Consider the following 23,903-nt stretch of genomic DNA (forward strand, 5'->3'; position numbering starts at 1 on the left):
CATAATTCAAGTCAGCATTTAAAAAAATTATGAGCTATTTATTAGCACTCGATCAGGGAACGACGTCCAGCCGTGCAATCATCTTTAATGAACATGGGCAGGTCCAGGCAACAGCTCAACGCGAAACTCATATCCAGACCCCACATTCCGGCTGGGTTGAGCAGGATGCACAGGAAATCTGGAGCTCGCAGATTGCAGTGGTACAACAGGCCTTAGCCACTGCCCGTATTCTAGCTAAAGACATTAAAGCGATTGGACTGACCAATCAGCGTGAAACGACTGTGGTATGGGATCGCCGTAATGGCAAGCCTCTTGCACCAGCGATTATCTGGCAGGATCGTCGTGCAGCCGACTGGTGTAATCAGCTGATTCAGCAGGGCTTGATGGATCAGGTACAACGAAAAACCGGATTACGGATTGATCCCTATTTTAGTGCCGGGAAACTGGTCTGGTTATTAGAAAATATTGATGGCTTACGTACACTCGCAGAGCAAGGTCATGTGGCTTTTGGCACCATTGATAGCTGGCTGATCTGGAACCTGACTCAAGGTGCTGAGCATATTATTGAAGCGAGTAATGCTTCCCGCACCATGTTGATGAATCTGCAAACTCAACGCTGGGATGACGAACTACTCGACCTGTTTAATATCCCCGCTTCAGTTTTGCCACGAATCATCAGTTCTGATTGTCATATTGCAGATACGGCACCGGGTTTATTAGGGGCTACGATTCCCATTACCGGTATTCTGGGTGATCAGCAATCTGCCTTATTTGGCCAGTCTTGCTTCGAACCCGGTATGGCAAAAAATACCTATGGCACCGGCTGTTTTATGCTGTTCAATACCGGTCATGATATTCAGCTCAGCCAGAACAAATTACTTTCTACCCTCGCCTGGCAGGCACAGGAACAGACCAGTTATGCCCTGGAAGGTAGCGTTTTTATGGCCGGTGCTGTGGTGCAGTGGCTGCGTGATGGGCTCGGCATCATTCAGAAAAGCAGTGATATAGAGAAGCTGGCCTGTAAAGTAGAAGATACTGACGGCGTGGTCTTAGTCCCCGCCTTTACTGGGCTCGGTGCACCGCATTGGGATAGTGAAGCGCGTGCCCTGCTTTGTGGCATGTCGCGAGGAACCAATAAAGCCCACATTGCCCGAGCTGCATTAGAGTCCATTGCTTTTCAGGTCTCCGATGTACTGACTGCAATGCAATCGGATATTGCCCACCCTTTAAAAGAGTTACGGGTTGATGGCGGTGCGAGCTGTAATGATATGCTGATGCAGTTCCAGGCTGATCTGCTCAATGTGCCTGTTTTACGTCCGAAGATGCTGGAATCCACGGCTTGGGGAGCAGCAGCCATGGCAGGTCTAAAGTCCGGGGTATTTTCTAACCTAAATGAAATTTCTCAATCCTGGCAGCTAGATCGAGCCTTTGAACCAAAAATGCAAAATGATGAACGTGAAGCGCATTTAGCCAAATGGAAAAATGCCTTGAAACGAGCCAAATCAGATTTATAAGATCGAAAAAACCGCTAAATAGTTAGCGGTTTTTTATTTTGGAAAATATTAATGTGATGGCATTCCACCCACACCCGCTTTAGGTCGTGGTGCCAACCAGACGATTAAAGCAGCAAAAACAAAGACCATCGCCAAAATCAAAAATAGGTGATTGGCAGACAGCGTTAATGCTTCTTTATCCACCAGACTGGAAATATAACCCAAGGCACTGTCCGAACTCATACCCTGAGATATTAAGGTATTCTGGGTTTCTTCAACATTCAGTTTACCGACCAGCTCACTGCGGGCCACTTTACTATGATCATCCCAGATCGTGACTGCAATTGAAGCCCCGATCGCCCCTGCCATAGTCCGCAGAAAGTTCATCAAACCTGCGGCTGATGCCATTTCTTGTGGCTGTACTGAGGCTAATGCCATATTGGAGAGTGGAATGAAGAAGAATGGTACCGCAAAACCTTGCAGAATCTGCGGCCAGGCCAATGCCATAAAATCCGCATCCGTAGTCCAGAATGCCCGCATTAAGGTCACCACGGCAAGCAAGGTCAAACCAAAACTGGCCAGAATGCGCTGGTCATATTTAGTCGCCATCTTCGCCACAATCGGTGACATCAATAGACTGCCAAAACCCATGGTCGCGGTTAAATAACCTGCCCAAGTGGCGGTATAGCCGAGATTAATCTGCACCCATTGTGGAATAAGAACAATACTGGAGAAGAAGGCACCAAAAGCAAAGGCCAGTGACAGTACGGCAAAAGTAAAACCGCGATATCGGAAAATCCGGATATCTACAATCGGATGCCGTTCAGTCAGTTCCCAAATAGTAAAAATGATTAAACCGACCACAGCAATCACTGCCAATGTGCCGATAAAGGAGCTGCTAAACCAGTCATGTTCATGACCAAGATCCAGCATCAATTGCAGCGCACCAATCCACAGAATCAGCAGGAACAAACCACCTTTATCAATCTTCAGGGCATTGGTTTCAGTTTCGGCTGGTTTTAATAGCTTCAATGCAGCCAGACCACAAAACAGACCCACTGGAATATTGATAAAGAAAATCCAGTGCCAGGACAGGTTATCACTAATCGTACCGCCGAGAATTGGGCCTAGAATTGGTCCAACAACAGTGGTCATCGCCCACATACCCATCGCTTGGGATTGTTTTTCAGGTGGGAAGATGCGTAGCAATAAAGTCTGGCTGAGCGGCATAATCGGGCCGCCAAACAGCCCCTGCCCGATCCGGCAAAACACCAGCATTTCCAGACTGGTCGAAATCCCGCACAGAATTGAAAAAATGGTAAAACCAAGCAAGCAGACACCAAACAGGCGTACGCTACCAAAGCGACCCGCCAGCCAGCCTGTCAAAGGTACACAGATCGCTTCTGCAACTGCATAAGACGTAATGACCCAGGTGCCTTGCGAGCTGGACACTGCCAGACTACCGGTAATATGCGGCACCGAGACATTGGCAATGGTCATGTCCAGCACGACCATGAAATTGGCCAATGCCAGAACAAAGGCCGCCAGCATCAGCTTGCCGCCAGTCAAATTCCCATATGGAACATATTTATTCATAGGGAATTACTTCTTAAAGTGGATTTCGGCTTCCATCGACAGACCCACACGTAGCGGATGCTCAGCCAGCTCTTTCGGATCCAGCTGAATACGCACTGGCAAACGCTGTACCACTTTGATCCAGTTACCCGTTGCATTCTGAGCCGGAATCAGAGCAAAAGCTGAACCTGTACCGCCAGAGAAGCCAACCACGGTGCCGTGATATTTCACCGATTTTCCATACAGGTCAGAGGTCAGTTCAGCTTTCTGCCCCACGCGGACCTTCTCCAACTGGCTTTCCTTGAAGTTTGCATCAACATAGAGCTGATCTACTGGTACGACCATCATCAGCATTGTACCTGGTGCAACACGTTGACCCACCTGAATTGAACGGCGTGAAACCACTCCATCAAATGGTGCCTTAATTACAGTACGTTCTAAATCCAGTTCAGCCTGTTTCAGTTTGGCTTCAGCCACGAGTACATCAGGAGTCGAATTTTCATTCGCACCTTGAATCAAGGCCTCATTCGCCGCTAAATTGCTTTGCGCTGCTTTCTGGCTGGATCTTGCTTGTGCCAGACCCGCTTCAGCAGAAGCTACGCCTGCTTTGGCAGTATCCAATGCAGATTGTGCGGTACTGAGTTCTTCTTTAGACACTGCACCGCTCGCACTGAGTTTTTCACGACGCGTATATTCATCTTGTGCCTTATGTAAGGCTGCCTGAGCCTGAGCCAGCTGAGCTTCGGCACTGCGAATCGCATCATCACTAACCCCAATCTGTGAGCTTAAAGCCCCACTATTGGCCGCAGTCTGTTTGTACTGGCGCTTGGCTTTGGTTAGCTCTGCACGTGCCTGAGACACTGCAATTTTGGCATCACGGTCATCGATTTTGGCCAAGATATCGCCCTGTTTGACCGCTTGAGTATCATGGACAAGTACTTCAGCAACCTGGCCACTCACCATAGACGTGATAGAAGCCGTTTCAGCACCGACATAAGCATTTTCAGTACTGACTGAATTGTTCAGAAAGAATTTCCACACCAGAAACAGCACCAGTGCAATCACCATAAGGAGGGCAACAATACTCAGGGCTTTTTTACGTTTATTTTTTAAAGCTTGATCCGAAGTTGTATCTGATGCGTTTTCTGGCAGGGTGTCTTGTACATCTGTCATTGATTTTTTCCTAAATCCAACAGACTTGGTCACGCAGCCACACTGACCAGCACTGACATGAATGTATAGATTCATATCCCGTTTATTGATCAATGGGTAAAATGAGAAAGCCGTATTAATTTAATTTTCATGCATTCTAATAATAAAAATTAGAAAATATGCAAAAAAATATTACTCGGAAGTTTAAAAAACTAAGCCCCTATTCCAGGAATAAGGGCTTAGTTCGGGCCCGAAGTGAGCCAGGATCGAGGAGATAAACTTAATTAATAGGCATATGAAGCAATCGCTGTGGCAATCGGCTTGTCATCATCGTTGACCATGGTCATGCGCATGGTGCAGCCCTTACGCCCCAAACGTAAGGTTTCTGCACGGGCAATAAAATATTTACCACGACCGGGAGCCAGATAATCCACGCGCATATCTACCGTCGCCAGACGTGATACCTTTTTAATCGTATCGGCAATGGTTTCCGGTTCGGCTTTCTTATACAGCTCACCCATCGCCACAATTCCACCAATACTGTCGAGTATGGTGGCTGCAAGACCACCATGCAGAATCTGAAAAGCCACATTGCCAATCATAAAATCCTGCATTTCAACATATGCTTCGATCTGACCATCGACCACCCGCATGGTCATGCCATTATGCTTAAAAAAAGGAGAGGTATTAAAAGCGTGTACTAACTGGTTTAAGACCACTTCAATATCCACTTTTGCACCTAAATGTATATTACCTGTCCAATTTCTTTCTGTCTTAGTCATAAGTCTGCCCGAAGCTACAACAATAAAAAACCGCTAATTTATGCCCAAAAAATTCAGATAGGGCTACAATAGGGGCCTAGTTTAATACTGATTACTGAGATTTTTATGACCTATACGTTCAATCGTCCCGCGTTTCCTGCAACTCGCATGCGTCGTATTCGTAAAAATGAGCATTTACGTTCTATGGTACGTGAAACCCATCTCAGTGCTGATCACTTGATTTATCCAGTATTTGTGCTGCCGGGACAAAACCAGACCCAAGACATTCCAAGTATGCCAAATGTGCAGCGCCTGTCTGCTGACTTGTTGTTAAAAAAATCAGAACGTTTATTGGAACTGGGTGTCAATAAACTGGCGCTGTTCCCGGTCACACCACAAGAAGATAAAAGTCTGACTGCAGAAGCGGCTTGGCATGAAGATGGTCTGGTACAGAAGACTGTTCGCCTGCTGAAAAAAGAATTACCGGAAATGGTACTGATTACCGACGGCGCGCTAGACCCTTATACCACGCATGGCCAGGACGGCATCATTGATGAAACCGGTTATGTGCTGAATGATGAAACGGTTGAAGCACTGATCAAACAAACTTTAAGCCATGCCGAAGCCGGAGCTGATATTGTCGCTCCAAGTGACATGATGGATGGCCGCATCGGTGCAATTCGTCAGGCCTTTGAACAGAATGGCCATATCTATACCTCTATTATGGCTTATTCAGCCAAATATGCGTCTAGCTTCTACGGTCCATTCCGTGATGCGGTTGGTTCTGCCAGCAACCTGAAAGGCGGCAATAAATACAATTACCAAATGGATTTCGGTAACCGTGCCGAAGCACTGCATGAAATTGCCCTCGATATTCAGGAAGGTGCAGATATGGTCATCGTTAAACCGGGGATGCCTTATCTGGATGTGGTTCGTGAAGTCAAAGATACTTTCGGTATGCCAACCTTTATCTATCAGGTTAGTGGCGAATATGCCATGCTGGCCGCTGCGATTCAGAATGGCTGGTTATCTGATAGCGTGATTCTTGAGTCCCTGATGTGCTGCCGCCGTGCCGGTGCAGATGGCATTTGGACCTACTTTGCGGAAGAAGCTGCGCTCAAACTGAAAGACATGAAATAAAATAGAAGGACCTTGGCGCAATGCATATCGCCATTATCGGAGCGGGCATCACTGGCTTGATGTCAGCTCTGGAATTGCTTGAACAGGGATGTTCTATTACGATTTTTGATCAACACGCGGCTGGACAGGCAGCTTCTTGGGCCGGAGGTGGCATTCTCTCCCCGATGTATCCCTGGCGTTATCCCGATGCCGTCAATGCCCTCGCCCGCCATGCCAAACCCTTGTATCAAGCCTGGAACCAGAAACTGCAACCGATCACCGGGATTGATTTCCAGATTCATGAAACCGGTATGCTGATTTTTGATGAAACGGATTTTGAAATCGGACTGCGCTATGCCGAGCAATATCAGGATCCACAGCAACATGCCGAATATCTGAATCAGCCTCAAATCCAGCAGATTAATAGTAAAGTAGATCCAAAATTTAAACAGGCGATCTATTTTCCAGAACTTTCCAATATCCGCAATCCGCGACTATTACAGTCCATTATTGCTTACCTCAAGCAGCATCCGCGTGTCAGCTGGCAAGAGCATTGCAAAATCACTCAGCTAAGTATCCGGCAAGATCATGTGCACAGTGTTTCTACTGAAAATGGCCTGAGCTTTAAAGCAGATCAGTTCGTCATTGCCACCGGTGCATGGTCTGCACACTGGTCTGAACAGCTCGGTCTGGATATTCCAGTTCATCCGGTTCAAGGACAAATGCTACTGTTTAAAACACCAGAAAACTGGCTGCCAACCATGTGCATGAACAAGGTCTTGTATCTGATTCCACGTCGTGATGGTCATGTACTGTGTGGTTCCAGCATGCGTCAGGTCGGTTTTGATACTTCGCCTTCTGCTGAAATCCGTCAGGATATTTTGGAAGCCTGCCTGGAAATGGTACCAGAATTGGCTGATTTCCCAATTGTGAAACAGTGGGCTGGTCTACGACCAAGCTCTCCTCATGGCATTCCCTATATCGGCAAAATTCCACACCTAGACAATCTCTGGACCAATTTCGGCCAGTTCCGTAATGGCTTATGTATGGGCGCTGCTTCTGGAAAACTGCTGTCTCAGTTAATCCTGGAACAACCGACTATCGTAGATCCACAGCCTTATAGTCCGATACAGCGTTTACAGCTGCACTCTTTAACGGTTTAAAATTTCAATCAAGGCTTCTTTCAGGGTCGGATAGCTAAATTCAAATCCGGCTTCCTGCAAAGCTTTGGGCTGGACATATTGACCATTCAGAATCAGTTGTGACTGTTCACCCAGCATCATTTTCATACTGCAAGCTGGTAAGGGCAATAAAGGTTTTCTTTTCAGCACCTGTGCCGCGATCCGGGCAAACTGCGCCTGACTGACTTTTTCTGGAGCAACTACATTAAATACCTGTTGCTGGGTTGGCTGCTGCATCAGAAATTCAATCGCACGCATGACATCCTGTAGGTGCACCCAGGTCACCGGTTGGCGCCCATGGCCAATCCGGCCAAACATATTCAGCTTAATCGGCAATAACATCTGCGGAAGAATCCCGCCTCCTTGACCAAACACCACAGCAAAGCGAACAATTTTGGTGTCCTGCCCGGTATAGGACAAGGCCAGTTTTTCCCATTTCTCACACAGTTCTGACATAAAAATGGATTGTGGTGGACTTTGTTCAGTACACACCGTATCCCAGCGTTCTTGCGGATCGATTCCGTAGTAGCCAACCGCTGAAGTCGAAATAATACGTTTGGGCTTGATCTGATTTTTCTCTAGATAATCATATAACTGCTTGGTGGTATTTAATCGACTGTCCAGCAATTTCTTTTTGCGTGCAACTGTCCAGCGACCCTGACCGATACTTTCACCGGCCAGATTAATCACATAGTCAATTTGATGTTTTTTCAGTTCTTCCAGATCATTAATCCAGTGAAAATCAGGATGTTCTTCTCGCAATTTTTTCTGTCGGGTCAGGCCGATCACTGCATAATCACGAGCCAGTAAAAATTTCACCAGATGGCTGCCAATAAAACCGCTGGCGCCTGTCATAAGGACTACAGGTTTATACATGGTTATTCTGAGCCATTATTATTGTATTGCCCAAATTATACGTCACTTATGAATCAGAATGTTGGATGAAATAGGCTGGATCGGTAAATGAGGAATTGTTATCAGGCTATACGGAAAACTTCTGATTTTCTATCAGCCTGATTTAGCATCTTGAATTTGATCTCAACGATTTTGATATAAAGCGTAGGAAATTTTAGCCAAACATTTTATCAGCCATACGCTGTGCCTGTTTGCCATAAAACCAGTAGGTCAGCAGATAAAGCGGAATCGCGATGAGCAGGAACATAATCACGACAATGCTCATAAATTGTGGCTGTTGCAGATATAGTAAAAAGTCCTGCCAGGCATTCGGATTGGAACGCGTCGCAATGGCAATCCCTAAAATTAAAAATGCCAGGTTATAGCCCCAATAAATCAGGCTAAATCCCAAGGTGAATTTTTTACGCTCTACCTGGGTGGGCGCCCGTTGTTCCTTTTTTAAAAACTTAAACAGTACCCAGATCATCGCCACCAGATAAGGCACAATGGTTAATACTGCGCCCATGCCAGTCGGCATCAACGCCGCCACAACCCCGCAAATGCAGGTAAAAATAAAGCATAGGAAGAAAAACCAGAGAAAATAGCGAGTTAGAGACACCATCAGCAGGACTCAAGGACGATTAATCAACTAGTATAAAAAAAATTAATTTTTTTTTCATTTTATTGTCAACCTAAAGCGAGATGCTGACGTTATATAGGGTACAAGGTTCGGAAATTTGGACTGGCATCCACAAATTTTCGTTCTCTTTGCTAAAGCAATAAGTCCAGTGTTTTAGAAAATTTTGAATAGCAGCCAAAATTTTCACTATACACAAATCTTTGACCGACGATTTCATCATCACTCGAATCGTCGGTTTTTATTTTTTGGACGAACCGTTTTTAGCAATTCGCCTGCAAATTTTTATCAGTTTCTTATGCAGCATAAAATAATGATCGGCTGCATTTTTTCAAGTCTGTTTTTAGCAATTTTTATAAAAAATATTGGTTCTGCGATTCAGATGTTATGAAATTGCCTGAAGTAAAATTTAAAATAAAAACGCTGTATTCAATACTTTATATATGAACATCACATTTTATTGATTTCACTAGTATTATTCTGATATTCAAAACTACGCTGAAAATAGTTTCAATGACGTGTAGCAATGAAATAGATCAAAATATTTTTTTCAAGTAGATTTTTAGCTGGGCTTTTTTCTATAGTAGGAAGGCAAAAATAAAGGTGGGTATACATGGCAGTTCATTTTCTACATACTTCTGATTGGCATTTGGGACAGTTTTTCCATAACCATGACCGTGAATTTGAACATGCACAATTCCTGAATTGGCTCCTTGAACAAATCAAGGAAAAACAGCCACATGCCCTACTGATTGCTGGTGATATTTTTGACGTCATCAATCCTGCTTCCAGTGCCCAAAGACAGCTATACCAGTTTCTTGCTGATGCCCATGAACTGGCACCGTATATGCAAACCCTGATGATTGCCGGCAACCATGATTCAGGTTATCGAATTGAACAGGTTCAGCCTTTATTGACCAAATTTAATGCCAAAGCGGTGGGTATTGTCGGCCGGACTGCGGACAATGCTCTTGATCTGGATCGTTTGCTGGTTCCGATTTATGACCAGCAGCAAGAGATTATTGCCTGGTGCCTAACCTTGCCTTATTTACGCAGTGCCGAAATTACCGGCATTAATGAACATACCCATAATAGCCAGAATGCCATCAGCTATCTGCACCAACAGTTGATTGCCGAAGCCAAAGCACGTAAGCAGCCACATCAGGCACTGATTCTCATGTCACATGCGCATATGCAAGGCGGTGAAACTTCCGATTCCGAACGCCCCATTATTGTCGGCAATGAAGAAGCTCTCTCAACGGCGTTATTTGATGAAGTCATTGACTATGTCGCTCTGGGACATCTGCACAAACCACAAAAAGTCGGTCAGCCGCATATCCGCTATAGTGGCTCCCCGATTCCCTTATCCTTTAGTGAGATCAACTATTCGCATCAGGTCGTTGAAGTCAGAATCGATCCTGAGCAAAATGCTGAACAGCGTTTTCAGTTTGAAGCGCTGAAAGTTCCTCGTACTGTCGAGCTGTTTAGAATCCGGGAAAATCTGGAAAATCTGCTCAGCAAAGTAAAAGCACTGCCGACTGGGGAAATTGAGCATCTGGCAGCACGACATTTTCTGGAAATTGAATACACTACCGATGCACCGCCACCGGTAGATTTACGTCAGCAGATTGAACAGGCACTGCCGCCAAATCGTTATCGTCTGCTACGCATCAGCCGAATTTATCAACGACAAGCAGAAGATCAGGCTGATAGCTCTAAAATTGACTTGGCACCTCCAACACCTGAATCACTGTTTTTCAATATCTGGGAAAAAATGGGCTATAGCCAGGATCATTCGGTGCAGCAGGATTTTCAGCAGTTACTGGTCGAAGCCCAACATGAACTTGCACAAAAACAACAAGCTTAGGATCAGCCATGAAAATTATCCGTCTGAGCCTAAATAACCTCGCCTCTCTCGCTGGTACACATCATATTGATTTTGAATCGAATCCACTGGCACATGCCGGACTGATTGCGATTACCGGAAAAACCGGTGCTGGTAAATCTACTCTGCTCGATGCCATGTGCCTGGCGCTGTATAACGAAATTCCACGTTTAAAAGGTGCCACAGGTAGTCTGAAAGATGCAGGTGGACAGGATGTCTCGATCAAGGATTCCAAAAATATTCTGCGCCGTGGTTGCGTACAGGGTTTTGCCGAGCTTGAGTTTATTGCCTTAGACCAAAAACGTTATACCGCACGTTGGGAAATTCGTCGTGCCCGGCAGAAAGTGGATGGTAATTTAAAGGTCGATCGTGCCATTACCTGTCTGGATGATCAACGGATTCTAAACCAGAAGATTTCTGAATGCACGCCGCTGATTGAAAAACTGGTCGGCTTGAGTTTCGAGCAGTTTACCCGTGCGGTTCTATTAGCACAGTCTGAGGTTGGTGCCTTTTTAAAAGCCAAAGATAATGAACGTGCCGATTTACTCGAATATCTGACCAATTCTCAGATTTTCAGTCTGGTCAGCCAGAAAGCATTTGAAAAACACAGTGAAGTGAAGCAGAAACGCGCTGACCTGGAAAAATTAATCGGTCATCTGGAACTATTATCTGAAGAAGATATTGCTGCCTTACAGCAGCAACACACTATTTTAAAACAGGCGGTTGAGCATCTAAACCAGAGCGAAAAGGTACTGGAAAATGACCTGAAATGGCATCGCCAACAGCATTATCTCTATACTGAAATTCAGGCCAAAAAAGAAATCTATACGGTTCAGCTGGATGCTGAACAGAAAATGGCACCGCAAAAACAGTTATTAGATCAACTGGACCAGTTTCAGCAGATTCGGGAACAGTTTGTCCAGCAACAGCAGTTTCAGAAGCAGCGTAGCCATTTACTGACTGAGCAACAAAACTTTGTTGCCGAATTCACGTCAGTGCAGCAGCAGCGTGATAGTGAACAGCACAAGTTGCACCACATTCAGCAACAGCAACAACAGCAGCAACAAGACTTTCAGAAGATCAAACCTTATCTGGATCAGGGACTCAAGCTGGATCATGAAATGCTGTCGATTGGCGAGCAGTATAAACAGCTTCTAGCTGAACAGCAGACCTATAGAACCCAGCAGATTCAGCCTGTTCAGAATCAACTGGTGCAGACTGAACAGCATTTACAACAGGTTCAGGCTCAATATCTACAGATTCAAAAGCAACTGGAACATCAGAGCTTCTTAGCGGTTTTTGATGACGAACCCCAGGCGACTCTGCAACGCTTACAGGATTATCAGGAACTGCACCAGAAATTCATGCGGCAGCACCCGGCACTTTTCCAATCCAGCCGGCCTGAATTGGAACAGCAGCAACAGGCTTTATCTGCTAGCTTGCAGGAACTCACTCAGCGTTATACTCATCTGGATCAGCTTGAACAGCAGATCCAACAGTTCCATACGCAACAGCAGCAACTCAGTACCCAGCATTCGAAGCTTGAAGCTTTAATGCGCACTGTACAGCAAATGGCTGGCTTAGAAACTGAAAGCCTGCAATTGAACCGCGAGTTAGAAAGCTATCATGACCGCTTAAAGCAACTAGAAACTGAGCTGGTTCAATTACAGCAACAACGTCAGGAAGCAGAACAGGCTTTCGAACAATTGCAACAAGTATTGGCTCAGCAACGTTTATTACAGGCACAAAGTGTGCAGGAATTACGTGCACAGCTGAAACCAAATGAGCCTTGTATGGTCTGTGGCAGTCATGAGCATCCTTTTGTACAGCATCAGGAACTGCTAGAAAATGCTTTGCAACAGCTACATGACCAGCAGCTTCAGGAAGCTCAGAAAAAACTACAGCAACTGACTCAGGCATATCAGCAAGCACAAATCCAGCAATCTCAACTACAAACCTTAATTGAGCAACATCAGCAACGCAGCAGTCAGCTCAATACGACACTACAACAGCAGAAGGTTCAGTTGAATCAGGATCTTCAGCAATTTGATTTGCTGTTGGATTTAAGCCAGAGTACAGATCATTTGCAGCAACAGCTTGGCCAGTATGTGCTTCAACTTCAACAAGAGCAACAGCAGCTAGCACAGACCCTGCAAAATCAGCAAAGTGACTGGAAACAATGGCGTCAGCAACAGCAACAGCTGGATCAACTACGTTTTAGCATGCAGCAGCATTCACAGCTAGAACAAATGAGTCAGCCAGTTCTTCATCTACTGCCTGAGTCCTTGCAGAAATCCTGGATTACTGATGCCTCATCAAGCTGTCAGCAGTTATCTCAACAACTGCAACAACGTCAGAAACAGTCTCAGGAATTCAAAACCCTAGAGACTCACATGCAAAGCTTAAATCAGCAGATTGAAAAGGCACGTGATCAGCTCAGCCTGCATCAACAATATGATGGACAGTTACAGCAAAAGATGAATACGGCGCTGAATATGGGTAAAGCGCTACGTGAACAGCTCAACCACCTGACCCTTACCCATGCCGGACAGATTTATCCTAAGGCACAGGAATGGCGTGACCGTTTGGAGCAACAACAACAGGCGTTGGATGAACAGCTACGGGCACAGAGTCTGATGACCCAGCAGCATGATCAGCGTTTACAACAGGCTGAGCTGAAAAAGCAGAGTTTCATCACCCAGATTCAGCAACTGGAACAACAGATCAAGCAATGCCAGCAATCTATTCAGGACTGGCAAAATACACATCCTGCGTTTGACGCTGAACATATCCAGCATTGCCTGAATATTGACTTGCAACAGCATCAGCAAATTCGCCAGCAATTACAGGCACAACATCAGGCGGTTGAAAATGCCAAAACGGCTTGGGACATTCTGGAAGAACAATATCAGCATCATTTGAAGTCCAAGCCTGAACTTAGCTTTGAAGAAGTTGAACTGCGCTTAAGTAGTCTGGCACAGGAAAAAGCTGAACAGGAAAATGCCTGTAATGAAGTAGCCACCAAATTAAGAATACATGCCAATAACCAGTCGACCTTACAACGCTACCAGCATCAGATTGAACAGGTCAAAGCTGAAGAATATCGTTGGGGCCGGATCTATGATCTGATCGGCCATAAGGAAGGCACCAAATTCCAGAAAATCGCGCAGGAACATCATCTGGATATTCTGGTCGAATATGCCAATCAGCAACTACAGCCTCTGGCTCCGCGTTATCAGCTGTACCGGATTCCAGACAGTTTGAGTCTGGCGATTATCGATCTGGATATGAACAGCGAAGTGCGTCCTGTCCTGTCACTCTCTGGCGGTGAAACCTTCCTGGTCTCTCTGGCTCTGGCCTTGGCGATTGCCAATATGGCTTCCGGCTCAATGAAACTAGAATCGCTATTTATTGATGAAGGTTTTGGTACTTTAGACCCGGCTTCCTTACATATGGTCATGAATGCACTGGATCATTTGCAGAGTCAGGGCCGTAAAGTAGTGCTGATTTCACATGTGCAGGAGATGCATGAACGGATTCCGGTTCAGATTCAGGTTAAACCGGTTGGTGCCGGTGCCAGTACCATTCAGATTATAGGTTAAAGCATGAACTCCACCCCGAACAAGCTCTCGCCCCATTTCAGCTTACAGCTCGAGAGCTTGCGGGGGATCAGCGCCATTGTGGTGCTATTTAGTCATAGTTTTCAGGCCTTTATTGCACCTTTTGATCTGAGCTTATATTCCTGGGTACGTCTATTAGGCCAGGCTGCTGTGATGATCTTTTTTGTGCTTAGTGGCTATTTAATCGGGACTTCGGTCCAGAACAACATCCAAAAACATGAAAATTTTAATCTGCGGCAGTATATACGGCAGCGTTATCGCCGTATTTTACCGCCCTTTCTGTTTGCATCCGCTTTCAGTCTGATTCTATATGTACTAGCACCTACATTTTTTGCTTCACATAGCCATGAGTTCCAGAACAGTTTCGGCATGATGATGCGGACTGCCTATAACATTGATACTCAGGATTTTTTGGGTTCTTTATTCTTTCTCAATGGCTTTATTACACCGACGGTATCTGCCAATGCTCCGCTCTGGAGCCTGAGCTTTGAAGTCTGGTTTTATGTGCTGGCCGGATTTCTGCCTTTTTTAAAAGATTCTGGAATCGCTAAAATCGGCTTTTTTATCTTGCTTCTAGGGCTTTCCATACTGAACTTTCAGTTTCTGTTTTATTTTCTGCTCTGGCTGGTTGCCTTTGCCAGTTCATTCCGGCAGATCCAGCTGCATTTTTTGAGTCGACTACAACCCGTTAAATTAGTGCTCTTTGGTTTGGCGTTTATGATTGCCTGTGCGGATGCTTACCAGTTTCATGTCATTGAACAGGCTGACTTATATCGTGTAAATTATTTTGTGCCGTTTAACCTGTGTATGGGACTCGCCTTTGTCTGCTGGATTGTGCAGCTGCAACATCAACAAAGCCAATTTCAACCAGTTTGGCCTCAGTCTGCAAATTTCTCCTATACACTCTATGTCACCCATTTCCCTTTACTGCTTTTTATTCTAGGCTGCTTTCCTGCAACGCTTGATCATGGTCTTGAAGGTGCCGTTTTATCCTTATTTATGAGCATGTGTAGCTTAATTTTCTTTGCCTGGCTCATGGCCCTATGGCTGGAACCCCAAAGAAAAAAAGCGTTATCAACTACTCTGCAATAACGCTTTTCCATAACTCAATTGTCTGTATACATCAGTCCGTTTTTTTAGGACGTGCGCCAAACAAGGCTGTTCCCACACGTACCATGGTAGAACCTGCTGCAATCGCCTCGGTCATGTCGGCAGACATCCCCATACTTAAAGTATCCCAGTCTTCAGGTTTTGCATGATGGCTTTTGACCTGTTCGAACAAGGCTTTGGCATCTGCAAAGGCCTGGGTATTTTCTGGCGCAGGAATGACCATCAGACCACGTAAGCGCAAATTCGGTAATTGACTGATCTGTGCGACCAGATCAGCTACTTCCTCAGGTTGACAACCGTCCTTGCTATCCTGTCCATCAATATTGACTTGCAGACAGATATTAAGCGCAGCTTGAGAATCACTACGCTGATTAGATAAACGTTCAGCAATAATCAGACGATCTACTCCATGCACCCAGGCAAAATTTTCTGCCAGGTGTTTGGTCTTGTTGCGCTGCACATGACCGATAAAATGCCACTCAATATTCAGATCTTTGAGTGCCGTGATTTTTTCCAGCGCTTCCTGTAAATAGTTTTCACCAAAAGCATGCTGACCAGCCTGATACATTTCTGCCAGCACAGGGCTAGGCTGGGTTTTGGAGACGGCCAGAAGTTGCACCGAATCCGGCTCACGCCCGGCCAGAGCGCAGGCGGACTGGATCTGAGCTAAAACCTGATTTCGTGACTGTTGCAGCATTTTCATTGATGGGGTTCTCATTTCGTGCGGATTTTTTTCCCTTGCTCATCAACTAAGTGTTGGTTAAGCTGTGGGAAAGCCTTATTATTCTAGCAAAATAAATAATATTTTAATGAACTCGGGGACCTTATGGATATTACAGAACTGTTAGCCTTTTCTGCTAAAAATGGTGCGTCGGATTTACACTTATCAGCAGGCTTGCCACCCATGATTCGTGTGGACGGGGAAGTACGCCGCATCAACCTGCCTGCACTAGAACATAAAGAAGTACACAAACTGGTGTACGACATTATGAATGACAAGCAACGCCGTGATTATGAAGAAAATCTGGAAACTGACTTCTCTTTTGAAGTTCCAGGCGTGGCCCGTTTCCGTGTGAACGCATTTAACCAGAACCGCGGTGCAGGCGCAGTATTCCGTACCATTCCATCGAAAGTGCTGACCATTGAAGATCTAGGCATGGGCCAGATCTTTAAAGATATCTGCGAATATCCACGTGGTATTGTACTGGTAACAGGACCAACCGGTTCAGGTAAATCAACGACGCTTGCAGCGATGCTGGACTATATCAATGACAACCGCTATGACCATATCCTGACCGTCGAAGATCCAATCGAATTTGTACACCAATCAAAAAAATGTCTGATCAACCAGCGTGAAGTGCATCGCGATACGCATGGATTTAATGAAGCATTACGTTCCGCATTACGTGAAGACCCGGATATTATTCTAGTCGGTGAGATGCGTGACCTTGAAACCATCCGTCTGGCATTGACTGCTGCGGAAACCGGTCACTTGGTCTTCGGTACCCTGCATACTACCTCAGCAGCAAAAACCATTGACCGTGTGATTGACGTATTCCCGGCCGAAGAAAAAGACATGGTCCGTGCCATGTTGTCAGAATCTCTACAAGCCGTTATTTCACAAACCCTATTGAAGAAAAATGGGGGTGGTCGTGTGGCTGCACACGAAATCATGATCGGTATTCCGGCGATCCGTAACCTGATCCGTGAAAACAAAGTGGCACAGATGTACTCTGCGATTCAAACCGGTGCCAACTATGGCATGACCACGCTGGATCAAAGCCTGAAAACGCTGGTATCGAAAGGCATTATCAGTCCGCAAGTCGCCCGTACTGCAGCAAAACAGCCTGAATCATTCTTATAAAAATAATTAATTTTTTGGGGTTTTATCATGGACTTTAACGGCTTACTCAACTACATGGTAGAGAAAAAGGCCTCGGATCTGTTCATCACAGCCGATGTTGAACCCTCTATCAAAATTAATGGTCAGATTGTACCGATTGGCTCGGTGAAATTACCGGGCGCGGCTGTGGGACAGCTACTTAACTCGATCATGACCGAGAAGCAGCGCAAGGAATTTGCTGACACACGCGAATGTAACTTCGCCATCAGCAACCCGGACAAATCAGCACGTTTCCGTGTCAGCGCTTTTCAGCAACGCGATCAGCCAGGCATGGTATTGCGCCGTATTGAAACCGTCATTCCGACTATGGATGAGCTGAAGTTACCGCCTATTCTAAAAGAACTGGCGATGACCAAACGCGGAATCATTATTTTTGTGGGTGCAACCGGTACGGGTAAATCGACTTCCCTCGCCTCTTTGATTGGTTACCGTAATGAAAATTCCAAAGGTCATATCATTACTATTGAAGACCCGATCGAATTTGTGCACCAGCATAAAGGCTGTATCATCACCCAGCGTGAAGTCGGGATTGATACCGATTCCTTTGAAATTGCCCTGAAAAACACCTTACGTCAGGCGCCGGACGTGATTCTGATTGGTGAGATTCGTTCGCGTGAAACCATGGATTATGCGATTGCCTTTGCCGAAACCGGCCATCTGGTCTTTGCGACCCTGCATGCCAACAACGCCAACCAGGCCATTGACCGGATCATTCATTTCTTTGAAGCAGACCGGCATAACCAGCTGTTCATGGATTTGTCGCTGAACATGAAAGCCATTGTGGCACAGCAACTGATCCCAACCATCGATGGCAATGGTCGTCGTGCCGCGATTGAGATTCTGATTAACTCCCCCCTGATTGCTGACCTGATCCGTAAAGGTGATGTGCATGAGATCAAGGACCTGATGAAGCGTTCCCGTGAACTGGGCATGCAAACCTTCGATCAGGCACTGTATGACCTGTATAAGGCCAAGCAGATCAGCTATAAAGATGCGCTGAAACATGCGGATTCACCCAATGACTTACGTCTGCAAATCAAACTGGCAGAAGAAGGCGGCAGTCATTTATTACGTGCACATTCCAATATCACCTTTGATGGCCAGTCCTGATCAGATTGAGCACATAAAAAAACAGGCTTCAAGAAGCCTGTTTTTTGTTTCAACCGGAGTGCAAATTATTTTTTACGAAACACTTCCTGACAGGCCGGCGCATCGCAGTAGCCATACAGATTCAGAGAGTGACCGGTTAATTCAAAACCAAATTTTTCAGCAACATCATGCTGCTCTTTTTCAATCGTATCATTGATGAATTCAACGACTTTGCTGCAATTCAAACAGACCAGGTGATCGTGGTGATCTTCCTGCATGATCTCGAAAACGGAATGATTGTTTTCAAAATTATGACGCTCAATAATACCCGCGGCTTCAAACTGTGTTAACACACGATACACAGTTGCTAAACCTACATCTTCACCCTGATCGAGTAAAGTCTTGTAAATATCTTCCGCACTTAAATGATGTTGTCTTGAATTTTCTAATAGTTCTAATATTTTAATTCGTGGAAGGGTAACTTTCAGTCCAGCTTTTCGTAAATCTTGGTTTGAAATAGTCATGTAAAAAGGTCTCTCAACAAAATCAAAGTTGGAATAGGCAACAAAGTTTAGATGCAGTATGATCTATCCTTGGATCAAATGCATCATAATTAATTTGGGATAGTGTAGCAAAATGCAAAAAATCATGCTGACGTTATTCGTCACTTCATTGCTTGTCGGCTGTTCGACATTAGGTGTGTACAAAGTTGATATTCCTCAAGGAACACCTTTAACTCAAGCACAAGCCTCTAAAATTCAGGTAGGAATGAGCCACCAACAGGTGCGTTTCCTGCTCGGTAGTCCAACAGTATCTGATCCGCTCAATCCGCTACGCTGGGACTACATCTACAACTATACCCCAGGAACCTATGCTAAAAAAGCCAAGATCCCAGCAGCCCAAGGCCAGCATCTAAAAATTTACTTTAATCAGTCTGGTATCGTAGAGCGTATTGAAGGTCTGGAAACCATTCCAGAATCTCAGCCAGGTCTACCAGGTTCCAAAGAAGCGATCTTAAATGCCCCACCACTATAATCGGTTTTGCATAAAAAAACCCCTGTATGATCAGGGGTTTTTTTAATTAAATAGATTGATTTATCAAATAATCAGACCATCTGTTCAATAAAGCCACATTCCACTAATCTGAACGTTTATTTTGCTTGAAACGGTTACCTTTGGCATAACGACCCACCGGATTCTTTTCAGCGCGCTTACGGCGGATATCCTTGGGGTTGATGGTTAAAGCACGATAAATTTCTACCCGATCTCCTGCTGCCAATGGCTGGGTATGATCCTGTAGCTTAACGCCAAAAATGCCCAGACTCAGAGGTTCAGGCAATTCCACCTGTGCACGGATGCCACTTTGGTCAATTGCATCCAGTGCAGTCATGCCGGGCTGGAAAGGTACGGCAATATGAAACTGTTGTTCCAGGGTAGCATAGGCTACCCAGATCATTGCCTCAGTCATCAGAAAAATTGTCCTAATACAGCAACAATCGCCAGAATAATTGATACTGGCAAGACAATACGAACCGCAATACGCCAGATGTTATATACCGCTTCTGAGCTGAAGTTCATCGATTTACGCAAATGACTAATCTTCATGATCCAGCCAGCAAACAAGGCATAAATCAGACTGATCACCAGTCCCCAAAGAATCAGCAGATTATTGAAAATCGGTGCAACATTTGGAATTAACCAGACCAAGGTGGCAGCGATCACAATCGCCCACTGAATGATGATATTCATTTGGCGTTGCTGTAACTGCTCACGTGCCATTTGCATAAGCAAAGCAGCGGCTGCGACAATGGCTGCGATTAAAGCAAATGCAGGGATTTCAGCTTTTACTGCAAAGAAACCAAAGGCGATGATCGCTAATAGCTGCGCGACCCAAATCGGTAAGGCTGTTTTAGTCGCAACATCCTGCTGTTTTACGACAGCCAGACTTGATTGCCAATACAGCCCCATACCTAGACCACTCGCCACCAAAGCCAATACAGTGGCATTGCCCCACTCTACGAATTGGACGGGTGTTACCTGCCAAGCCGGTAATTCAGTTCCCATCACATTCGCCATAATCAAAGATGCAAGTACGCCGATCGCAGTGATCCCAACCAGAATTAAACGTGGCACCAGCGATAATATAAATGCAGCAATTGCCAGCACCGCAAAAATCACTGGCTGCTGAACATCAAGATTAGCAACTGCAATCACATTAGAAGCATGATTAAGCATTGCACCCGCGAGGAATGGAATAAATACAACTGCCAGCCAGCCGACGATCCGCCAGCGCTGAGAACTATCAGCTTCACGGGTAAGGCTCGACAATGCCTGTAGTGCAGTGGTTTTTGAGCGTTTCGCCAGAGCAATTTCCAGATAACAGACTGGAAGGGCCAGAATTAGCATGGTCGCTAACCACAACATCCAGAAATCAAGCTGACGGTCAATCTGAATACCTGTTATCGGTGCGAGTGTCGCAATAATAAGAAAGGATAAACAGAAAGCCATCAGAGGCGATAACCATTTTGACATAGCATTGTCCTGCATGATGTATTCCTATAAAAATCTAGCGCTATTTTGCCTTGTGAGGCGATGAAAATCAAAAACAAAAAAGCAAACCACCATGCCCGTGATTTGCTGCGCAAATTTATTATTAAGCTTTATTTTTTATTTTCCCGATTTGTCTTTATTCTAAGAACAATCGAGTTATGAGAAGAAACGGGCAAACCAGTTTTTACCCTTTTTCTTTTCTTTATCTTTAATGATTCCCATCATATTTTCTTTTACCGCACCGACATAATCCGCGTCATCGTGCTGAATATGATTGATCAGCCATTTAGATAATACTTCATGTAATTCCGCTTCAATAGATTGGCCCAATTCAAAACGGTCACGATAAGATTCAATCTTTTTAATAAACAGGTCATGCACACGTTTATGCGGCACACGATATTTATAGCCCGCTTCTTCCTGGAGTGATTCTTCAAAGGTAAAATGCGACTGGGTATAATCAATAATATTTTCTAGAATCTGTTTAATACGAGCACGATCGGTATTGGCATCAATTCCATCAATCTCATTGATATAATCGAGAATTCGTTTGTGCTGATCGTCAATCACATCGATACCAGTATTATAATCTGGAACCCATTTCATTTTCATTACGACCACCTATTGATATTAATGATTTATCGCTTGAAAAAGATCATATATCTAATTGATTTAAATAAAAATGAAGTAAATCGGTTGGTTTTCAGTTTATTTTCTATTTAATTAATGTAAATCATTGTTTATCCAGTCAATTATATTTTAAACCCGACCACAAGAATAAAGTATTTTTTGATCGATTTTATATTTCATGGTTTATTTATTTTAATGATTTCACTTTAAAATAAATATCAAATTCAAAAAAAAACAGGAGCGATATCCTGTTTTTTAATATCGAATTTTAACCAGATTTAATATAAATCTGCTTTAGTCACCCGTTTTAGCGAAGGATTCAGACGCTCTCGTTCCAGACGAGCGACATGGGTCAATTGGGAACGATATTTGGCCCCATCTCTGAACAAAATCATTTCACCCTCCTGAAAGGCTGTCCATTCTTCATTCTGCGTTAGCGGCTCTGTGGTAATCACAGCGACCCGATCTTCAGGCGTGGTGACCTGACTAAAATCCACTTCAACTTCGATATCAATCAGTTGAGCTGGCTTAAATGGATATTCACGAACCAGCCAATGCAGTTTAGTCGTTGCATAGGTAAATAATGCCTGACCATTGGACAGACAGAAATTAAAAGTGCCATGCTCTGCAATGGATGGAGAAATCTCAGCCAGCAAATCAAAGACCTGATCCAGCTTCGGTTCATCATAACCAAAACGTTTCACCAGCTGATCCAGCAAATAACAGAAAGCACGCTCACTATCAGTGTTACCGACTGGCGTAAAACGTCCCGAAAGTTCAGGTAAAAAATCTTTTAAATCACCATTATGAGCAAAGATCCATTGTCGTCCCCATAATTCACGGCTAAACGGATGCGAATTTTCCAGATTAATCTTGCCCTGTGTAGCCTTACGGATATGCGCAATTACATTACGGGATTTGATCGGATAATTACGCACCAATTCTGCAATCGGTGATTCAACAGCTGACTGATTATCAACAAATAATCGGCAGGCCTTATCCTCAAAGAAAGCAATTCCAAAACCATCAGAATGATCTGAGGTAATCCCCGCCCGCTGAGAAAAACCTCGAAATGAAAAGGTAATATCTGTTGGTGTCGCACAATTCATTCCCAGTAGCTGGCACATAATCTTCATTCAGGTCACAGAGTATTCTTAAGGTTATTGTGCATCACAGGCTGAACCTTTTCAAATCTCGATCATTGCAATGCTATGCGCTAAAAATGCTAATAAACTATTTTTTTATATTTAATTTAGCAAAAGGAGTTTCAGTTTTAAAGCTCAGCTTAAAAATGCATATCTTAAATTTAACTTTAATATTTATAGTGATCAAAATATTAAAATAAAAGAAATAAAAAAGAGCCTCAAGTGAGACTCTTTGATATTCAATTTATCTTTATGGACGATGTGGATTAGAACGATTGGTAATTAAAGTTCCCACACCATGATCAGTAAAGATTTCTAACAGGCTGGCATGTGGTACGCGACCATCCACGATATGTGCACTGATCACGCCGCCTTTTACTGCGTCAAGCGCACAGCCGACTTTAGGAATCATGCCGCCATAGATCACACCTGTTTCGATCAGACGATCAACCTCCTGAGTCGTTAAACCGGTCAGCAGATTTTTATTTTCGTCGAGCACACCGGTAATATTCGTCAGAAGAATCAGTTTTTCTGCCCCTAATGCTTCTGCCACTTTACCCGCGACTAGATCGGCATTGATATTGTAGGTATTGCCTTCTTCATCGACACCGAGTGGTGCAATCACTGGAATGAAGTCACTGTTGGTAAACATTTCCAGTACGTCAGTTTTTACACCCACCACTTCACCGACCATACCCAGGTCTACTTTCTGGATTGAACCGTCTTCAGCCGTCTTTTCCATTAATAGCTTTTTGGCACGCAGCAAGTTGCCATCTTTACCAGTTAGACCAATTGCACGACCACCATGTTTGTTGATCAGGTTCACAATTGATTTGTTTACGCTACCGCCTAGAACCATCTCAACCACTTCCATGGTTGCCGGATCTGTCACACGCATACCGTCAATACGGTCAGATTCACGACCTAGCTGTTTCAGCATAGAATCTACTTGTGGACCACCGCCGTGTACCACAATCGGGTTCAAACCCACGGTTTTTAATAAAACGATATCACGTGCAAAAGAGCTTTCCAGCTCAGGATCCGTCATCGCGTTGCCACCGTATTTTACCACCAGGGTTTTACCCGCAAAGCGTTGGATATACGGCAAAGCTTCAGTCAAAATTTGTGCTTTGTCGATGCCTGTATGCTGATTTGGCAT

21 protein-coding genes are annotated in these 23,903 nt (G+C 44.6%); 9 read left to right on the plus strand and 12 right to left on the minus strand.

What is annotated here, in order from left to right; genetic code table 11:
- Positions 1 to 29: 29 nt before the first annotated feature.
- Positions 30 to 1,514: a glycerol kinase GlpK gene (gene glpK, locus AC4MCD_RS11005; RefSeq protein WP_491876104.1), complete on the plus strand. Its 1,485-nt coding sequence runs from the start codon at positions 30 to 32 to the stop codon at positions 1,512 to 1,514.
- A 48-nt stretch (positions 1,515 to 1,562) separates the two neighbouring features.
- Here glpK and AC4MCD_RS11010 read toward each other — a convergent pair whose 3' ends face one another.
- The 3 genes from AC4MCD_RS11010 to AC4MCD_RS11020 form a co-directional block, all read right to left on the minus strand.
- Positions 1,563 to 3,089: a DHA2 family efflux MFS transporter permease subunit gene (locus AC4MCD_RS11010; protein WP_491876105.1), complete on the minus strand. Its 1,527-nt coding sequence runs from the start codon at positions 3,087 to 3,089 to the stop codon at positions 1,563 to 1,565.
- A 6-nt stretch (positions 3,090 to 3,095) separates the two neighbouring features.
- Complete coding sequence (locus AC4MCD_RS11015) at positions 3,096 to 4,241, minus strand: HlyD family secretion protein (RefSeq protein ID WP_491876106.1); 1,146 nt, start codon at positions 4,239 to 4,241, stop codon at positions 3,096 to 3,098.
- Between the two features lie 263 nt (positions 4,242 to 4,504).
- Complete coding sequence (locus AC4MCD_RS11020; RefSeq protein WP_034703122.1) at positions 4,505 to 5,002, minus strand: thioesterase family protein; 498 nt, start codon at positions 5,000 to 5,002, stop codon at positions 4,505 to 4,507.
- Positions 5,003 to 5,107: 105 nt separating this feature from the next.
- Between AC4MCD_RS11020 and hemB the strand changes: the two genes are divergently transcribed.
- Positions 5,108 to 6,121, plus strand: coding sequence for a porphobilinogen synthase (hemB, locus tag AC4MCD_RS11025; RefSeq protein ID WP_491876107.1), 1,014 nt, complete (start codon positions 5,108 to 5,110; stop codon positions 6,119 to 6,121).
- Positions 6,122 to 6,141: 20 nt separating this feature from the next.
- On the plus strand, positions 6,142 to 7,263 hold the full coding sequence (gene thiO, locus AC4MCD_RS11030; RefSeq protein ID WP_491876108.1) for a glycine oxidase ThiO: 1,122 nt from the start codon (positions 6,142 to 6,144) through the stop codon (positions 7,261 to 7,263).
- On the opposite strand, the gene AC4MCD_RS11035 is transcribed toward thiO, so the two are convergent.
- Both AC4MCD_RS11035 and AC4MCD_RS11040 read right to left on the minus strand, forming a co-directional pair.
- On the minus strand, positions 7,252 to 8,157 hold the full coding sequence (locus AC4MCD_RS11035; protein ID WP_491876109.1) for a TIGR01777 family oxidoreductase: 906 nt from the start codon (positions 8,155 to 8,157) through the stop codon (positions 7,252 to 7,254). The genes thiO and AC4MCD_RS11035 overlap by 12 nt on opposite strands.
- A gap of 193 nt (positions 8,158 to 8,350) precedes the next feature.
- A complete protein-coding gene (locus tag AC4MCD_RS11040; protein ID WP_419363095.1) occupies positions 8,351 to 8,797 on the minus strand; it encodes an ABZJ_00895 family protein in 447 nt (148 codons plus the stop codon).
- A gap of 628 nt (positions 8,798 to 9,425) precedes the next feature.
- On the opposite strand from AC4MCD_RS11040, the gene AC4MCD_RS11045 reads away from it, so the two are divergent.
- Genes AC4MCD_RS11045 through AC4MCD_RS11055 form a run of 3 tightly spaced genes read left to right on the plus strand, consistent with a single transcriptional unit; the run spans position 9,426 to position 15,409 of the window.
- The gene (locus AC4MCD_RS11045) at positions 9,426 to 10,679 is read left to right on the plus strand and encodes an exonuclease SbcCD subunit D (RefSeq protein ID WP_419375206.1); all 1,254 of its coding nucleotides are present in this window, start codon (positions 9,426 to 9,428) and stop codon (positions 10,677 to 10,679) included.
- A gap of 8 nt (positions 10,680 to 10,687) precedes the next feature.
- A complete protein-coding gene (locus tag AC4MCD_RS11050; protein ID WP_491876110.1) occupies positions 10,688 to 14,299 on the plus strand; it encodes an AAA family ATPase in 3,612 nt (1,203 codons plus the stop codon).
- Positions 14,300 to 14,302: 3 nt separating this feature from the next.
- Positions 14,303 to 15,409 carry an acyltransferase family protein gene (locus AC4MCD_RS11055; RefSeq protein WP_491876111.1) on the plus strand — a complete coding sequence of 369 codons (1,107 nt, stop codon included), beginning with the start codon at positions 14,303 to 14,305 and terminating at the stop codon, positions 15,407 to 15,409.
- A 31-nt stretch (positions 15,410 to 15,440) separates the two neighbouring features.
- Here AC4MCD_RS11055 and AC4MCD_RS11060 read toward each other — a convergent pair whose 3' ends face one another.
- The gene (locus AC4MCD_RS11060) at positions 15,441 to 16,130 is read right to left on the minus strand and encodes a YggS family pyridoxal phosphate-dependent enzyme (RefSeq protein WP_491876112.1); all 690 of its coding nucleotides are present in this window, start codon (positions 16,128 to 16,130) and stop codon (positions 15,441 to 15,443) included.
- 123 nt (positions 16,131 to 16,253) lie between these two features.
- Here AC4MCD_RS11060 and AC4MCD_RS11065 point away from each other — a divergent pair, with 123 nt between their 5' ends.
- Together AC4MCD_RS11065 and AC4MCD_RS11070 are read left to right on the plus strand one after the other, a co-directional pair.
- Complete coding sequence (locus AC4MCD_RS11065) at positions 16,254 to 17,291, plus strand: type IV pilus twitching motility protein PilT (protein WP_004783232.1); 1,038 nt, start codon at positions 16,254 to 16,256, stop codon at positions 17,289 to 17,291.
- A 27-nt stretch (positions 17,292 to 17,318) separates the two neighbouring features.
- On the plus strand, positions 17,319 to 18,440 hold the full coding sequence (locus AC4MCD_RS11070) for a PilT/PilU family type 4a pilus ATPase (RefSeq protein WP_491876113.1): 1,122 nt from the start codon (positions 17,319 to 17,321) through the stop codon (positions 18,438 to 18,440).
- 65 nt (positions 18,441 to 18,505) lie between these two features.
- On the opposite strand, the gene fur is transcribed toward AC4MCD_RS11070, so the two are convergent.
- Positions 18,506 to 18,943: a ferric iron uptake transcriptional regulator gene (gene fur, locus AC4MCD_RS11075; RefSeq protein WP_005096051.1), complete on the minus strand. Its 438-nt coding sequence runs from the start codon at positions 18,941 to 18,943 to the stop codon at positions 18,506 to 18,508.
- Positions 18,944 to 19,055: 112 nt separating this feature from the next.
- Here fur and AC4MCD_RS11080 point away from each other — a divergent pair, with 112 nt between their 5' ends.
- Complete coding sequence (locus tag AC4MCD_RS11080) at positions 19,056 to 19,454, plus strand: outer membrane protein assembly factor BamE (RefSeq protein WP_004783238.1); 399 nt, start codon at positions 19,056 to 19,058, stop codon at positions 19,452 to 19,454.
- Positions 19,455 to 19,557: 103 nt separating this feature from the next.
- Here the strand turns inward: AC4MCD_RS11080 and AC4MCD_RS11085 are convergent, their stop codons facing one another.
- From AC4MCD_RS11085 to argB, 5 genes are all read right to left on the minus strand, one after another.
- Positions 19,558 to 19,887, minus strand: a complete 330-nt coding sequence (locus AC4MCD_RS11085) for an RnfH family protein (protein WP_180179926.1) — start codon at positions 19,885 to 19,887, stop codon at positions 19,558 to 19,560.
- The gene (locus tag AC4MCD_RS11090; RefSeq protein WP_180179925.1) at positions 19,887 to 20,966 is read right to left on the minus strand and encodes a hypothetical protein; all 1,080 of its coding nucleotides are present in this window, start codon (positions 20,964 to 20,966) and stop codon (positions 19,887 to 19,889) included. The genes AC4MCD_RS11085 and AC4MCD_RS11090 overlap by 1 nt, the downstream gene beginning before the upstream one ends.
- Positions 20,967 to 21,125: 159 nt before the next feature.
- Entirely contained in the window at positions 21,126 to 21,581 is a 456-nt protein-coding gene (locus AC4MCD_RS11095) for a bacteriohemerythrin (protein WP_004783243.1), read from the minus strand.
- Positions 21,582 to 21,877: 296 nt separating this feature from the next.
- Positions 21,878 to 22,726 carry a class II glutamine amidotransferase gene (locus AC4MCD_RS11100; protein ID WP_180179934.1) on the minus strand — a complete coding sequence of 283 codons (849 nt, stop codon included), beginning with the start codon at positions 22,724 to 22,726 and terminating at the stop codon, positions 21,878 to 21,880.
- A 268-nt stretch (positions 22,727 to 22,994) separates the two neighbouring features.
- Entirely contained in the window at positions 22,995 to 23,903 is a 909-nt protein-coding gene (gene argB, locus AC4MCD_RS11105; RefSeq protein WP_159123314.1) for an acetylglutamate kinase, read from the minus strand.

It is taken from the genome of Acinetobacter sp. CAU_H_78 (assembly GCF_058599365.1).

Bases quoted from the DNA above. Each gene is read 5' to 3' on its own strand.
- glpK (WP_491876104.1), top strand. From the start codon at position 30: ATGAGCTATTTATTAGCACTCGATCAGGGAACGACGTCCAGCCGTGCA.
- argB (WP_159123314.1), bottom strand. From the start codon at position 23,903: ATGCCAAATCAGCATACAGGCATCGACAAAGCACAAATTTTGACTGAA.
- AC4MCD_RS11095 (WP_004783243.1), bottom strand. From the start codon at position 21,581: ATGAAAATGAAATGGGTTCCAGATTATAATACTGGTATCGATGTGATT.
- AC4MCD_RS11010 (WP_491876105.1), bottom strand. From the start codon at position 3,089: ATGAATAAATATGTTCCATATGGGAATTTGACTGGCGGCAAGCTGATG.
- AC4MCD_RS11060 (WP_491876112.1), bottom strand. From the start codon at position 16,130: ATGAAAATGCTGCAACAGTCACGAAATCAGGTTTTAGCTCAGATCCAG.
- AC4MCD_RS11070 (WP_491876113.1), top strand. From the start codon at position 17,319: ATGGACTTTAACGGCTTACTCAACTACATGGTAGAGAAAAAGGCCTCG.
- AC4MCD_RS11035 (WP_491876109.1), bottom strand. From the start codon at position 8,157: ATGTATAAACCTGTAGTCCTTATGACAGGCGCCAGCGGTTTTATTGGC.
- hemB (WP_491876107.1), top strand. From the start codon at position 5,108: ATGACCTATACGTTCAATCGTCCCGCGTTTCCTGCAACTCGCATGCGT.
- thiO (WP_491876108.1), top strand. From the start codon at position 6,142: ATGCATATCGCCATTATCGGAGCGGGCATCACTGGCTTGATGTCAGCT.
- AC4MCD_RS11090 (WP_180179925.1), bottom strand. From the start codon at position 20,966: ATGCAGGACAATGCTATGTCAAAATGGTTATCGCCTCTGATGGCTTTC.
- AC4MCD_RS11065 (WP_004783232.1), top strand. From the start codon at position 16,254: ATGGATATTACAGAACTGTTAGCCTTTTCTGCTAAAAATGGTGCGTCG.
- AC4MCD_RS11080 (WP_004783238.1), top strand. From the start codon at position 19,056: ATGCAAAAAATCATGCTGACGTTATTCGTCACTTCATTGCTTGTCGGC.
- AC4MCD_RS11040 (WP_419363095.1), bottom strand. From the start codon at position 8,797: ATGGTGTCTCTAACTCGCTATTTTCTCTGGTTTTTCTTCCTATGCTTT.
- fur (WP_005096051.1), bottom strand. From the start codon at position 18,943: ATGACTATTTCAAACCAAGATTTACGAAAAGCTGGACTGAAAGTTACC.
- AC4MCD_RS11085 (WP_180179926.1), bottom strand. From the start codon at position 19,887: ATGACTGAGGCAATGATCTGGGTAGCCTATGCTACCCTGGAACAACAG.
- AC4MCD_RS11100 (WP_180179934.1), bottom strand. From the start codon at position 22,726: ATGTGCCAGCTACTGGGAATGAATTGTGCGACACCAACAGATATTACC.
- AC4MCD_RS11050 (WP_491876110.1), top strand. From the start codon at position 10,688: ATGAAAATTATCCGTCTGAGCCTAAATAACCTCGCCTCTCTCGCTGGT.
- AC4MCD_RS11020 (WP_034703122.1), bottom strand. From the start codon at position 5,002: ATGACTAAGACAGAAAGAAATTGGACAGGTAATATACATTTAGGTGCA.
- AC4MCD_RS11055 (WP_491876111.1), top strand. From the start codon at position 14,303: ATGAACTCCACCCCGAACAAGCTCTCGCCCCATTTCAGCTTACAGCTC.
- AC4MCD_RS11015 (WP_491876106.1), bottom strand. From the start codon at position 4,241: ATGACAGATGTACAAGACACCCTGCCAGAAAACGCATCAGATACAACT.
- AC4MCD_RS11045 (WP_419375206.1), top strand. From the start codon at position 9,426: ATGGCAGTTCATTTTCTACATACTTCTGATTGGCATTTGGGACAGTTT.